The organism is Rhodoferax sp. WC2427 (genome assembly GCF_040822085.1).
In the GTDB taxonomy this organism is placed as follows: domain Bacteria; phylum Pseudomonadota; class Gammaproteobacteria; order Burkholderiales; family Burkholderiaceae_C; genus Rhodoferax_B.
The window spans coordinates 2,934,540-2,948,427 of sequence record NZ_CP162006.1; the positions used below are offsets into that span (position 1 = coordinate 2,934,540).

Below are 13,888 nucleotides of genomic sequence, written 5' to 3' on the forward strand. Positions count from 1 at the left end.
GTTGATCAAAATAGCTTTGCTGGGTGCCGAGAGCACCGGCAAGACCCAGCTGGCCACGGCCATCACCGCCACCCTGCGCAGCCAGGGCCACAGCGTTTCCCCTGTTTCAGAAACTTTGCGCCAGTGGTGCGACCAGGCAGGCCGTACGCCGCGGGCCGACGAGCAACAGGCCATTGCCCAGGCGCACACCGAGCGCATCGCCCAAGCCCCCGACGCCACCTATTTGCTAGCTGACACCACGGCACTGATGACGGCCGTTTACAGCGATGTGCTGTTTGGCGACCATAGCCTGTACGCCGCCGCCCTGGAGCAGCAACGGCATTTCGACCTGACCCTGGTGATGGGCCTGGACCTGCCCTGGGCCGCCGACCCGCAACGCGATGGTCCGCACAGCCGCGCCCCGGTCGACGCCGCCCTGCGCGCTGCCTTGGCGTGCGCCAACCTGCCCTACCAGGTGGTCTACGGCAAAGACTCAGCCCGCACCCGCAATGCGCTGCATGCTATTGAAAAAGTAGCTTCTCATGCTTATGGAATAAGCGCTGGAGGCCGATTTTCTTCAAAAAATGCTGCCTGGACCTGGAACTGCGAAAAGTGCAGCGACCCGGAATGCGAGCACCGGCTGTTTACCGCCCTACTGCACCACTGACGGCCCGGGCAAGCTGGCATCCGGCGTGGTGAACAGCTGGGCCGCGTCCACCGCGTCAAAGCGGTACTGCTTGCCGCAGAACTCGCAGGCCACCTCCACCTCGTCGCGCTCGGCCAAGATGCCCTCTACCTCGTCGGTGCCCAGGCTGCGGATCATGGCGCCCACGCGGTCGCGGCTGCAGGTGCAGGCAAATTTGGGCGCGGTGGGGCCGATGTGCGGGCTGAACATCAGCACCTGCTCTTCCCAGAACAGGCGGCGCAGGATGGTGTCCACGTCCAGCGTCAGCAGCTCTTCGCGCTTCAGCGTACCGGCCAGGGTGGCGAGGCGGTTGTAGTGCTCATTGAGGCCAATCTCGTTCTCGTTGGCTTCACTGGTCACGCTGCCCGCCAGGTTCTTCTCGCCCTGGATGGGCAGACGCTGGATCAGCAACCCGGCGGCCACGTTCTCGTCGGCGGCCAGCACCAGCAGGGTGTCGAGCTGTTCGCTTTGCAGCATGTAGTGCTGCAGCACGTCGCTGAACTTCTCCAGCTTTTCCTTGTTGTCGCCAAACAGCGGCACCACACCCTGGTAGGGCTGCTGGCCGGGGAAACGGTCCTTCGGGTCCAGCGTGATGGCGCAGCGGCCCTGGTTGTCCAGGTTGACCATCTGGCTCAGGCTGGCATCTACCGGCACCTCGCCCATCACACTGGCGGTGGTGCGCAGGCTGAGGTCGGGCTGCACCTCCACCACGGCCAGCTTGACCGGGCCGTCGCCAAAAATCTGCAGCACCACCGCGCCATTGAACTTGATGTTGGACTGCATCAGCACGCCCGCAGCGGTCATCTCGCCCAACAGCTCGGCTACCGGCGCGGGGTAAGCCCCGGTGGTGGAGTTGGAAGCACGGCGGCGCAGAATTTCTTGCCAGGCGTCGGTCAGGCGCACGATGCAGCCACGCACAGGCAGGCCATCGAAAATAAATTTATGGAGTTCAGACACAGTGGATTCCTAATGGGGTACGGGCGGGGGTAGAAGCCGATATGGGGTTCAGGCCAGCTTTTGCAAGCCGCTCTTGAAGCGCCGGGCATTGGCCACATAGCCCTGGGCGCTGCGCTGCAGGCCTTCAATTTGCACCGGCGTGAGGGCGCGCGCCACCTTGGCCGGGCTGCCGATGATGAGGCTGCCATCGGGGAACTCCTTGCCCTCGGTGACCAGCGCGCCCGCGCCGACCAGGCAGTTCTTGCCGATGCGGGCCCCGTTGAGCACCACCGCGCCAATGCCGATCAGCGAGCCGTCGCCCACAGTACAACCGTGCAGCGTTACCTGGTGGCCGATGGTGACATTCTCGCCAATCGCCAGCGGCACGCCATGGTCGGTGTGCAGCACGCTCAGGTCTTGCACGTTGGAGCCCCGGCCGATGGTGATGCGGTGGTTGTCGCCGCGCACCACCACGCCAAACCAGACGCTGCTGTCTTCGCCCAGCACCACATCGCCCACCACCTCGGCGCTATCCGCCACCCAGGCCGTGGCCGCCACCTGCGGTGCCACCCCGTCCAATGCATACAGAGCCATACCGGTTCTCCTAATTTTTTACAATTGTAGGTATGGAACTCCGTACCCGCGCCTTACACACCCTGTGCCTGACCGATCCGGCACAAAAAGTGGCCTCTGCGCTGATGCTTCAAGCGCAGGCAGCTACGCTTTCAATAGCAAAGACCGATTTTGAGCCTTTCGGTGACCCACCCGGCCGCCCGACCCGGCCGGTGCTGGTGGAGCGCGTGGTCAAGCCGCAGCGCTCGCCCTTCACCCCCGACGGCCTGGCCACGCTGCTGCACACCGTGGCGCACATCGAATTCAACGCCATCAACCTGGCGCTGGACGCCGCCTGGCGCTTTGACGGCATGCCCGATGCCTACTACCGCGACTGGGTGCGCGTGGCCGCCGAGGAGGCCCAGCATTTCAGCCTGCTGCGCGCCCATTTGCAATGCCTGGTGGGAGACCAGGGCCAGCGCTGGGATTACGGCGACTTCCCCGCCCATGACGGCCTGTGGACCGTGTGCGCCGCCACCGCGGGCGACGTGGTGGCCCGCATGGCCCTGGTGCCGCGCACCCTGGAAGCCCGCGGCCTGGACGCCACGCCCCTGATCCAGGCCAAGCTGCGCCGGGTGGCCACACCGCAGACGCTGCGGGCGGTGGAGATTCTGGACATTATTTTGCATGACGAGGTCGGCCACGTGGCCATTGGCAACCGCTGGTACCGCTGGCTGTGCCAACGCGACGGGCTGGACCCGATAGCACACTACCGCGTGCTGGCCCAGCGCTACGATGCGCCCACACCCAAGCCGCCGTTCAACACCCAGGCGCGTTTGCAGGCCGGCTTCACCGACGAAGAACTGGCCATTTTGCTGGCATAGTCGGCTATCCGAGCACCTGCTTCCAAGTTACGATACGTAACAAATCCATACGTCCCCATGCCTTCCTCCGATCCCTCTGCCGTCCCCGCCACGCCGGTTGATACCGGCACCGTCATCATCGCCCGCCAGCCCATCATGGACGCCCAGCGGGAAGTGGTGGCCTACGAGCTGTTTGACCGCTCCACCGTATCGCACAACGCAGCCAGCGATGTAGCCTTGGTGTTCAATGCCATGACCCACACTGGCAACGAGTCGCTGGTGGGCAAAAAGACCATCTTCGTGAACTGCACGCACGAGAGCCTGTCCGGTGGCCACCTGGACCTGATCCAGCCCGAAAAGGTGGTGCTGGAAGTCGGCCCCGTGCCCGGCCATGCGCCCGCCGACATCGCGGCGCGCCAACAAACCCTGCAGGAACTGCACCAGCGTGGTTTTCGGCTGGCGTTCAACCACACCGTGCTGGCCCCGGTGTACGCCCCGTGGCAACCGCTGGCCGCGTTTGTAAAGCTGGACCTGATGGCGCTGCGACCCGAGCAACTGCAGGTGATTGTGGCGGCCGTGAAGGCCCGCACACCGGCCGCGGTGGTGGCTGAAAAAGTGGAAACCATGGAGCAGTTCAGCGCCCTGCTGTCCTACGGGGCCACGCTGTTCCAGGGCTACTGGTTTGCCCGTCCCGACGTGATCAAGACCAAGGTCGTCAGCCCCGGCCAGGCCCACGTGCTGCAGTTGATCAACCTGGTGCGCAACCAGGCCAGCACCGACGAGATCGAGAGCGTGCTGAAAAAAGACGCGGTACTGGGCTTCAACCTGCTGCGGCTGATCAACTCGGCAGGCTTTGGCGTGGACCGCGAGATCACCTCGTTCCGCCAGGCGGTGATGCTGATGGGCCTGAAAAAGCTGTTCCGCTGGGCCGCCCTGCTGCTCACCTCCAAGGCCAACGGCTCGCCCGCGGCCGTGGGCACCACGGCGGTGGTGCGCGGGCGCATGATGGAGCTGCTGGCTACCGGCACCTTGAGCCCCGAAGAATGCGACGGCGCCTTCGTAGTGGGCATCTTTTCGTTGCTGGACGTGATGCTGGGCATGCCGCTGGACCAGGCGCTGGCCCTGCTGTCGCTGCCCCCGGCGGTGGCCGAGGCGCTGCAGCACGGCACCGGCCTGTACGGCCCCATGCTGGCCCTGACCAAGGCCTGCGAGAACGACGACGACACCGCCTTCGGTGCCGCCGCCCAAGCCTTGCAGTTCAGCAGCCACCGCATCAACATGGCCCACATGGAGGCACTGGTCTGGGCCGACACCATGGGTATGTAGGCGGGAATGTGTCCATGGGCCATCTGGGGCTGCAGATAACCCACGGACAAACCCTTCAAGCGGCAACATCTGGTAAATACCCTGACATCGCCGCTCCTTTGCCGGTAGTTCTTCTCTAGAATGGAAAAAAGGCCTCCGTGGCCCTCAGAACTGCCCATGCCATGTCCACCATACCCGACCAACTTCACAGCCTAAGGCACCCTCTGGAACCCGATGCTTCCCCCGATAGCCAGGTATTGATTGCCCGCCAAGCCATCGTGGACGAAAACCGTGCGGTATTCGGCTATGAGCTGTTTGACCGCTCCACCCCCGGCCAAACCTACACCGCCGACAGCGATGCCGCCCTGCTGGTCAACGCCCTGTCCTTCACCGACATCGAAACCCTGGTCGGCAAGAAGCTGGTCTTCATCAACTGCACGCTGGAGAGCCTGGCCGGCGGCCACCTGGAACTGGTCCACCCCGACAAAGTGGTGCTTGAAGTACCGCCCGTACCCGGCAGCACCCCCGAAGACATCGCCAGCCACGCCCTGGTACTGGAAGACCTGCGCAAACGCGGCTTCCGGTTTGCCTTCAACCACACGGTGCTGACACGCGGCTACGCCTCCTGGCGCGCACTGGCCTCGTTTGTGAAGCTGGACCTGATGGCCCTCAAGCCCGAGCTGGTGCTGCCCTTCGTCAAGTTCGCCACCGCCAATACCACCGCCCAGATCATTGCCGAAAAGGTAGAAAGCGCCGAACAGCACCAACTGCTCACCAGCTACGGCATCAAGCTTTTCCAGGGCTACTGGTTTGCCAAGCCCGCACTGGTCAAGGCGCAAACCGTACGCCCCTCGCAGGCCACCATCCTGCAGCTGATCAACCTGGTGCGCAAACAGGCCACCACCACCGAAATCGAAGAACTGCTCAAGCGCGATCCCACGCTGTCGTTCAACCTGCTGCGCTTCATCAACTCCTCCGGCTTCGGGCTGAACTGCGAAATCACCTCGTTTCGCCACGCGGTGATGATCCTGGGGCTGCAAAAGCTGTTCCGCTGGGCCGCCCTGCTGATGACCACCTCGCGTGGCGACAAAGACGGCCCCGGCCCGGTGGTCGGCCAGACCGCCGTGGTGCGCGGCAAGCTGATGGAGCTGCTGGCCGCCGAAATGCTGGCCCCCGAAGACTGCGACAACGCCTTTGTGGTGGGCGTGTTTTCCATGCTGGATGTGATGCTGGGCGTGCCGCTGGCCAAGGCCCTGGAATCCGTCGCCCTGCCCCAGCCGGTACTGGATGCCCTGCTGCACCGCACCGGCGTGCTGGCGCCTTTCCTGGCGCTCACCGAAGCCTGCGAAAGCGGTAACGACGAGGTCTTCGCCCGCACCGCCGAAGCCCTGCACCTGTCCAACAAGCAGGTCAACTGGGCGCACCTGCAGGCCCTGGCCTGGGCCGAAACGCTGGGCGCGTAAACAGGTTTCAAGCGCTCCTGTTTTTAAGTTCAATATCCATAGCTGCCCATGCTGGTACCACCAGCATGGGCAGCTTTTTTTTACCTGTAATTTAGCCCCCCAAAACCTAAACATTGCAGGCCACGGGACCCGTGCGCCCCGCGCCAGCAGGGTTGGCAGCCAATTTGCTTTTTTCCGCTTGCATTTTGTAACTTTTAAACACACCATACGGATTTTCTGCCCGCTGCAATTGCAACCCGGAAGCCCCCATGAACCTGGCCACGCCCACTTTGTCCCAAGCCCCGTCCCGTCTCGGGTTCCACCTATCCCTCAACGCCAAGATCTGCGCCGCCGCCAGCCTGCTGGTGGTGCTGTCTTTGGGGATCACCTCGGCCGCGATCGGGATCAAAAGCAGCACCAGCGCCGAGGTCGCCACCATGAATCTGGCGCGCACCTCGGCCCGCGAGGCTGCAGGCACCTTGCACACCCGCATCGCCGCCAATATGGCCACGGTCGCCAGCCTGGCGGCATCCATGCGCGCCACCCGGCAAGCCAACCTGCCCATCGCGCGCGAACAAATCGACGAGATGGCGCAGGCGGCGCTGTTCAGCTCCAGCGACTTCATCGGCTCGGCCGTGACCTGGGAGCCCAACGCGCTGGACGGTAAAGATGCCGAGTACGCAGGCAAAAAGCCTGGCTACGACGACACCGGCCGCTACATGCCCTACTGGACCCGGGCTCCGGGCGGCGGCGTGCACGTGGAACCCATCGTGTTTGGCACGGGAGCCGGTGCCAACGACTGGTACGACATCCCCAAGGCCAGCGGCAAGCCCTTCTTCACCGAGCCCTATGTCTACCCGATCGACGGCAAGGACGTGCTCATGGCCTCGCTGGTCGCGCCCATCCTGGTGGATGGCAAGTTCCAGGGTGTTGCCAGTGCCGACTTCACGCTGACCCGCTTTGGCCAGATCCTGGCCGAACTCAAACCCCTGGAGGGCAGCAAGCTGGCCCTGGTATCCAACGGCGGCCTGTATGCCAGCAACCCGGATGTGCAGCGCATCGGCAAAAAAGCCGACGACATCCCCGCCGAGGGGCTGGAACGCATCCGCCAGGGCCAGCCCTTTGAGTACCGGGACGCGCAAAACATAGTGCACCTGCTGCAGCCGCTGGCCGTGACCGCCGACACCGCACCCTGGAGCGTGCGGGTGAGCTTTCCGCACAGCGTGGCCACGGCCACCGCCCGCGACCTGCTGGGCTACACCCTGATGGTGGCGCTCATCTGCGCCGTGGCCACCGCGCTGATCCTGGTGGCCGTGGTGTACCGGCTGACCCGGCCACTGCGCTCGCTGAGCCAGGCCATGGCCGGCCTGGCCAGCGCCGATGCCGACCTGGGCATCAAGCTGGAGGTGCAGGGCCACGACGAGCTGGCCACCATCGGTACCGGCTTCAACCAGTTCGTGGCCAAGATCCACACCGTGCTGCGGCGGGTGCACCTCAGCGCCGACAGCGTTGCGGACTCGAGTGCCGAAATCGCCCAGGGCAACCACGACCTGTCGGCCCGCACCGAGCAACAGGCCAGCGCCCTGGAACAGACCGCCGCCTCGATGGAAGAACTCAGCGCCACCGTGCGCCAAAACGCCAGCAGCGCCCAGCAGGCCAACCAGCTGGCGCTGACCGCCTCCACCGTCGCCGCACAGGGCGGCGCGGTGGTCGGCCAGGTGGTGGAGACCATGAAGGGCATCAACGACGCCTCGCGCAAGATCGCCGACATCATTGGCGTGATCGACGGCATTGCCTTCCAGACCAACATCCTGGCGCTCAATGCCGCGGTGGAAGCCGCCCGCGCTGGCGAGCAAGGCCGCGGTTTTGCGGTGGTGGCCAGCGAGGTGCGCAGCCTGGCCGGTCGCTCGGCCGAGGCCGCCAAAGAGATCAAGACCCTGATCAGCGCCAGCGTGGCGCGGGTCGAACAAGGCACGGCCCTGGTAGACCGGGCGGGCACCACCATGACCGAAGTGGCCGACAGCATCCGCCGCGTGACCCACATCATGGGCGAGATCAGCGCCGCCAGCCAGGACCAGGCCCTGGGCGTCACCCAGGTGGGCGAGGCCATTCGGCAAATGGACCAGACCACCCAGCAAAACGCCGCCTTGGTAGAGGAAATGGCCGCTGCCGCCAGCGGCCTGAAAAGCCAGGCGCAAGACCTGGTGCAGACGGTCGCCGTGTTCAAGCTTGGCGGCGACCAAACCCCCGTCCCACGGGTTGCCGCCCGCCCACTTGCCGTCCCCAAGCCCACTGCCCAGCCCCTGCCGGCCCCACCCATCCGCCCTGCCAGCGCCCCGCGCAAAGCAGCGCCCGCCCCGCCCCGCATCGCCGCCGCGCCCGCCAAGGCCCCCACCCGCCAGGCCACGGACGAGAGCGACTGGGAAACCTTTTAATACATTTGCGCAGGCACAGGCAAGCTGAAATCGGGCCGTTTTTTGCTACCATAAAAATAGCTGCTACCGCTTATTGAATCAGCGGTAGCAGCACTTTTTATCGATACTGCCGCCCCGGAGGCCACGGCCATGCATTCCGCTTCAACGCACACCCGCCGCAGCCTGCTGCGCAACCGCCAGGACGGCGGCAAGGTCGAAAACATCGAACTGTTTTTTGACCTGGTTTTCGCATTCGCCATCACCCAGCTCTCGCACGGCCTGCTGGCCGATCTGGGCTGGGACAACAGCCTGCGCATCGGCCTGCTGCTGCTGGCCGTGTGGTGGGTGTGGATCTACACCTCCTGGGTAACCAACTGGCTGGACCCGAACCGCCCGCCGGTGCGCATCGCCCTGTTCGCGCTGATGCTGGCCGGGCTGGTGCTGTCGGCCTCCATCCCGCAGGCGTTTGGCGACAAGGGCTGGGCCTTTGCGCTGGCCTACGTGGTGATGCAGGTGGGCCGCACGCTGTTCTTTTTGTGGGCTGTGCGGGGCGAGCGCGTGGCCATGGTGCGCAACTTCCAGCGCATTGTGGTGTGGATGATGTTGGCCGGCGTGTGCTGGCTGGCGGGTGGCTGGAGCGAAGGGTCGGTCCGCCTGGCCTGGTGGGTGCTGGCCCTGGCGCTGGACACCGGCGGGCCCTGGATGTACTTCTGGGTGCCCGGCCTGGGCCGCTCCAGCCTGCAGGACTGGGACGTGGACGGCAGCCACATGGCCGAGCGCTGCGCCCTGTTTGTGATCATCGCGCTGGGCGAGTCGCTGCTGGTCAGCGGTGCCACCTTTGCCACCCATGCCTGGGACGGCACCAGCCTGGCGGCCTTCATCACCACCTTTGCGGGTACGGTGGCCATGTGGTGGCTGTACTTTGCCATCGGTGCCGAGCAGGGCCACCACAGCATCGTGCATTCCGCGCACACCGGCCGCCAGGCCCGCGTGGCCTATACCTACATGCACATCCTGATCGTGGCCGGCATCATCGTCTGCGCCGTGGCCGACGAGCTGGTGCTGGCCCACCCCGCCCATGCCGACAACCCGGCCATGGTCGCCATCCTGGGCGGCCCGGTGCTGTACCTGCTGGGTACGGCGTTGTTCAAGTGGGTGACCGCTACGCGGGCTTACCCGCCGCTGTCGCACGCCGTGGGGCTGGTGCTGCTGGGCCTGCTGTGCATTCCGGCCAGCCAGCATGCGCTGGACGCGATGGCGCTGTCGGCGGCCACCGCGGGGGTGCTGTGGATCGTGGCCATCTGGGAATCGCGCTCGTTGCGCAAAAAATAAACTAAATAGCCTTCCCGCGCTTATTCCTTCAGCGTGGGAAGCTACTTAAATAATAGCAATCAAAGGGCCTGGCCCAGGCGGGCAATGCCCTCTTCGATCTTCTCTACCCCCACCGTGGCGAAGCTCAGGCGCAGGGTGGACAGGTCGGGGTCGTGGGCAAAAAACGGCGCGCCGGGCACAAAGGCCACCAGCTTCTCGATGGCGCGCTTGGCAAACGCGCCCGCGTCGCGCCCTTCGGTCAGGCGGGCCCAGAAGAACATGCCGCCCTGCGGCGCGTTGAAGGTGATGGCGCCGCCCAACTCGCGTTGCAGGCTGGCGGCCATGACCCGGGCGCGCTCGGCGTAGGTTTTGCGCACCACGGCCAGCGTGCTGTCCAGGCGGTTCAGCGTCAGGTAGTGGGCGGCGGTGGCCTGGGTCAGGTTGCTGGTGTGGGCATCGCTGAACTGCTTGCACATGGTGGCGGCGGCCAGCAGCGCGGGCGGGGCAATCATCCAGCCCACGCGCAGACCGGGGCTCAAAATCTTGCTCATCGAGCCGCAGTGCACCAGCCATTCGCGGCTGCCGGGCACGCCGTCGCTCAGGGCCAGCATGCTGGGCGGCGGCGGCTGGTCAAAGTACAGCTCGCCGTAGGGGTCGTCTTCGACCACCAGCGTCTGGGTGCGCACCGCAATTTCCAGAATGCGTTTGCGCCGCTCCAGGCTCAGCGTGGCACCGCTGGGGTTGCCGAAGGTGGGGATCAGGTAGACCAGCTTCGGCTGGTGTTCGTCGATAAGCTTTTCCAGCGCGTCCACGTCCACGCCGTTGGCGTCGATGGGTGCGCTGATGATGTGCGCGCCGTACAGGCGAAAGCACTGGATGGTGGCCAGAAAGGTGGGCCCTTCGACGATGACTTTGTCGCCGGGGTTGATCATGGTCTTGCCCACCAGGTCCAGCGCCTGCTGGCTACCGGTGGTGACGATCAGGCCGTCCGGGGCCACGGTGGCACCCTTGTTCGCCATGAAGCGGCTGAGCTGCTCGCGCAGCGGGTTGAAGCCCTCTGTGGCACCGTATTGCAGCACCGGGCCGGGGTTGGTGGCCAGCACGGCGGCGGTGGAGGCGGCAATGCCCTCCACATCGAACAGCGCCGGGTCGGGGAAGCCGCCCGCAAAACTGATGATGCCGGGCGTGCCCAGCAGCTTGAAGAGTTCGCGGATGGCGGAGGTTTCGACGTTTTGGAGGCGGTCGGCAAACGGCAGGGAAACAGGCAAGGACATAGGGATTTACTCGCTTTCGGGGGTGCATTGTCGCCAATCTGCGCGCCGCCGCTCCAGACGGTTGAAATGCGGGGTTTACATACCCAAAATCGCCCCATAAATCGTTCAGAATGGGGTTCGATGTAACCAATTAATTCAAACCCAAACCACAGGACGCTCCATGCCCGACATCGCCGTATTTTTCCAAACGGTCAAGTTGCCCGTCATGTCCGAGGTCGGCCATGCGCTGATCCGCACGCTGAACGACGAGGACGCCACCGGAGCGCAGGTGGCGGCCATCATCGCCAAGGACTCCACGCTCACCGCCAAGCTGCTGCGGCTGGCCAATAGCGCCAGTTTTGGCCTGAGCCGCAGCGTGAGCTCGGTGGGCGATGCCATCAGCCTGGTGGGCATGGGCCGGGTGCGCACGCTGGGCCTGGCCGCGTCCATGGACGGTGCGTTTCCGGTGGTCGATGGCTTGAGCCGTACCGACTTCTGGCACAGCTGCATGGTCAGCGCGGGCTATGCGCAGTGGCTGGCGGCCCACCTGGGGCTGGACGGCAGCGAAGCCTGGCTGGCCAGCATGATGGTGCGCCTGGGCGAGCTGATGATTGCCCAGGTGCAGCCCGCCAGCCTGGCCGAGATTGAAAAACTGCCGCACCAGCCCGGTGGCCGCTGGGAGCGCGAAACCAAGCTCACCGGCTTCAGCGAAGGCCAGATCACCGCCGAGCTGGCACGCCGCTGGAACTTCCCCGCCGAGATCGTGCGGGCACTTGACACCAGCTCCGAGCCCCTGGAAGCCAAGCCCTTCAACCGCCTGGGCGGCATCGTCCACCTGGCCATGCTGCTGGCCGACATGCCCCCCGGCGGCCCCGAAATGCTGGACGCACTGCCCGAAGAGGTGGTGAAGAAGCTGCAACTCAACCCCGAGTGGATGCGCGCCAAGTTCCCGCTTCCCGACTCATTCATCCAAGTCAATTGATCTGGGGCATCATCCCGGCATGAAACGCGACGCTATTGCCGGATTTTTTGCCACCCTCCAGGCCGCCAACCCGATGCCGGTGACCGAGCTGGAGTACACCAGTGTGTTCGAGCTTCTCACCGCCGTGCTGCTGTCGGCCCAGGCCACCGACGTGGGGGTCAACAAGGCCACCCGCCGTCTGTTCCCCGTGGCCCACACGCCCCAGGCCATTCTGGACCTGGGACTGGACGGGCTGGAGGGCTATATCAAGACCATCGGCCTGTACCACAGCAAGGCCAAACACCTGCTGCAAACCTGCCAGATGCTGGTGCAACTGCACGGCGGCCAGGTGCCACGCACCCGCGAGGCGCTGGAGGCCCTGCCCGGCGTGGGCCGCAAGACCGCCAACGTGGTGCTCAACGTGGCTTTTGGCGAGCCCACCATGGCGGTGGATACGCACATCTTTCGCCTGGGCAACCGCACCGGGCTGGCCCCGGGCAAGACCCCGGCGGAGGTGGAAAAAGGCTTGTTGAAGCGCATTCCACCTGAATACCTGGTGGACGCACACCATTGGCTGATCCTGCATGGCCGCTACATATGCCAGGCCCGCAAGCCGCTGTGTTGGCAGTGCGGCGTGGCCCAGTTCTGCGACTTTCAGCCCAAGACGGCGGCGGAGGCGGGTACGGCGGCGGGCTGAGTTTCAAACAGCAGCAGCATCAGCCAGCCGTCGCTGTACGAGGTTTCAAATACCTGGAACCAGCGGCCATCGCACATGTCCACCAAAAAATTGCGCTGCGGCTGGCTGCGCCGCTTGCCGTCTGCCGCCCGCAGCCAGGCTTCGATGTCGTCGGTGGCAATGCGCGGACCGACCCGGTGGGTATAGCTATGGCGGACTACGTCGGCAAAACTCATGGCATCGGGTGGCACGGCAAACATCTGTAGAAAAGCCTTGTTGGCCACTGCCAGCCGGTCCGACGGGTCAAACAAGGCAAACGGGGCTTCGGATATTTCCAGGCCGGCCAGCAGCTGCGTCACCCGCAGCGGGTCGCCCAAGGCCGCCGGGGTGCTATAGCTGGGACGGGTGGGTACCGGCAATAACGCACCGGGCTGGCTGGGGGTGTCTTCGCCCAACGCCACCACGCAGTCGCGCCCCCGGTGTTTGGCGCGGTACAGCATTTGGTCGGCCAGGCGCAGCCAGGCCTCCACGGTGGGCACGTCGGCGGTGAGCTCGGCCACGCCAAAGCTGGCAGTGACCAGCACGCCGTCCAGCAGCGGCTGGTCGTGCAGATTGCGGCGCAGGCGGTCCAGCACCTCGCGGGCGTCGCTGGCCGAGGTCATGGACAGCAGCAGACCAAACTCTTCTCCACCGTAGCGGCCACAGACATCGGTTTCCCGCAGCACGCGTTGCAGGGCGGCGGCAAAGCGGCTGATGGCCTGGTCGCCCGCAGCGTGGCCGTACAGGTCGTTGATGCGCTTGAAGTGGTCCAGGTCAGCCATCACCAGCACGGCCGGCTGGTTCTGGCGGCGAAACCGGGCAAACTCGGCGCGCACCAGCAGTTCCCAATGGCTGCGGTTGTACAGGCCCGACAAGCCGTCGTGCTGGCTCTGGTGTTCCAGTGCCCGGCTTTGTTGCTTCAGCCGGTGGATAGCCCTGCGCGCTATCAGGCTGATCAAAATCGGCTGGCACACCAGCAGCGGCAGGCAGGCCAGCAGGGTCCAGCGGGTGGCGTCCAGCTGCAGGTGCAGGCCCAAAAAGGCCACGCCCAGAGCCACCCCCAAGGCCTGCAAGACCAGGCCGCGCACCACCAGGCGCACCCCGCCCCCGGCCATGGAGTCCATGCTCAACAAGCTGACCGCCAGCACGCTGGGCAGCAGGTTGAACTGCATCAGCACCATCCACACGCCGCCCAGAAAGTGGTCGACCAACAGGTTGCAGCGCTCGGCCTCGCGCGGGTTGGGCGAACGCCGCGCCAGCCACCACGCCACATGCGGCCCCACAAAGCAGTGCAGGGCCGGGCCCAGCCACATCCACGCAGGCGCAGCGATCTGGACCAGGACCGCAGCGATCATCACAAACCCCAATGCCAGCCCGACCATGCGCGAGTAATAGCTGCGGCGTGCGAAACCCAGGTGGTTTTGCAATGCCTCCTGCGCCGGTTCACGGGTCACGGTGGGCATGGTCTGGGC

At 65.2% G+C, this 13,888-nt stretch carries 12 protein-coding genes; 8 read left to right on the forward strand and 4 right to left on the reverse strand.

What is annotated here, in order from left to right; translation table 11 throughout:
* Position 1 precedes the first annotated feature (1 nt).
* A complete protein-coding gene (locus AB3G31_RS13890; RefSeq protein WP_367846671.1) occupies positions 2–646 on the forward strand; it encodes an AAA family ATPase in 645 nt (214 codons plus the stop codon).
* Here AB3G31_RS13890 and AB3G31_RS13895 read toward each other — a convergent pair.
* Positions 632–1,621: an Hsp33 family molecular chaperone HslO gene (locus AB3G31_RS13895; RefSeq protein ID WP_367846672.1), complete on the reverse strand. Its 990-nt coding sequence runs from the start codon at positions 1,619–1,621 to the stop codon at positions 632–634. The two genes, AB3G31_RS13890 and AB3G31_RS13895, sit on opposite strands and share 15 nt — an antisense overlap.
* A gap of 48 nt (positions 1,622–1,669) precedes the next feature.
* Positions 1,670–2,194 (reverse strand): gamma carbonic anhydrase family protein, encoded by a 525-nt coding sequence (locus tag AB3G31_RS13900; protein WP_367846673.1) that lies wholly within the window; start codon positions 2,192–2,194, stop codon positions 1,670–1,672.
* Between the two features lie 32 nt (positions 2,195–2,226).
* On the opposite strand from AB3G31_RS13900, the gene AB3G31_RS13905 reads away from it, so the two are divergent.
* From AB3G31_RS13905 to AB3G31_RS13925, 5 genes are all read left to right on the forward strand, one after another.
* Positions 2,227–3,036, forward strand: coding sequence for a ferritin-like domain-containing protein (locus AB3G31_RS13905; protein WP_367846674.1), 810 nt, complete (start codon positions 2,227–2,229; stop codon positions 3,034–3,036).
* Between the two features lie 57 nt (positions 3,037–3,093).
* Positions 3,094–4,341 carry an EAL and HDOD domain-containing protein gene (locus AB3G31_RS13910; RefSeq protein ID WP_367846675.1) on the forward strand — a complete coding sequence of 416 codons (1,248 nt, stop codon included), beginning with the start codon at positions 3,094–3,096 and terminating at the stop codon, positions 4,339–4,341.
* A 161-nt stretch (positions 4,342–4,502) separates the two neighbouring features.
* Complete coding sequence (locus AB3G31_RS13915; RefSeq protein ID WP_367846676.1) at positions 4,503–5,783, forward strand: EAL and HDOD domain-containing protein; 1,281 nt, start codon at positions 4,503–4,505, stop codon at positions 5,781–5,783.
* Positions 5,784–6,031: 248 nt separating this feature from the next.
* Complete coding sequence (locus AB3G31_RS13920; RefSeq protein WP_367846677.1) at positions 6,032–8,197, forward strand: methyl-accepting chemotaxis protein; 2,166 nt, start codon at positions 6,032–6,034, stop codon at positions 8,195–8,197.
* A 129-nt stretch (positions 8,198–8,326) separates the two neighbouring features.
* Positions 8,327–9,508, forward strand: a complete 1,182-nt coding sequence (locus AB3G31_RS13925; protein ID WP_367846678.1) for a low temperature requirement protein A — start codon at positions 8,327–8,329, stop codon at positions 9,506–9,508.
* 59 nt (positions 9,509–9,567) lie between these two features.
* On the opposite strand, the gene AB3G31_RS13930 is transcribed toward AB3G31_RS13925, so the two are convergent.
* Positions 9,568–10,743: a PLP-dependent aminotransferase family protein gene (locus tag AB3G31_RS13930; RefSeq protein WP_367850352.1), complete on the reverse strand. Its 1,176-nt coding sequence runs from the start codon at positions 10,741–10,743 to the stop codon at positions 9,568–9,570.
* 178 nt (positions 10,744–10,921) lie between these two features.
* Between AB3G31_RS13930 and AB3G31_RS13935 the strand changes: the two genes are divergently transcribed.
* On the forward strand, positions 10,922–11,722 hold the full coding sequence (locus AB3G31_RS13935; protein ID WP_367846679.1) for an HDOD domain-containing protein: 801 nt from the start codon (positions 10,922–10,924) through the stop codon (positions 11,720–11,722).
* Positions 11,723–11,741: 19 nt separating this feature from the next.
* Complete coding sequence (nth, locus tag AB3G31_RS13940) at positions 11,742–12,398, forward strand: endonuclease III (protein WP_367846680.1); 657 nt, start codon at positions 11,742–11,744, stop codon at positions 12,396–12,398.
* Here the strand turns inward: nth and AB3G31_RS13945 are convergent.
* A complete protein-coding gene (locus tag AB3G31_RS13945; protein ID WP_367846681.1) occupies positions 12,356–13,879 on the reverse strand; it encodes a diguanylate cyclase in 1,524 nt (507 codons plus the stop codon). The two genes, nth and AB3G31_RS13945, sit on opposite strands and share 43 nt — an antisense overlap.
* Between the last annotated feature and the right edge of the window lie 9 nt (positions 13,880–13,888).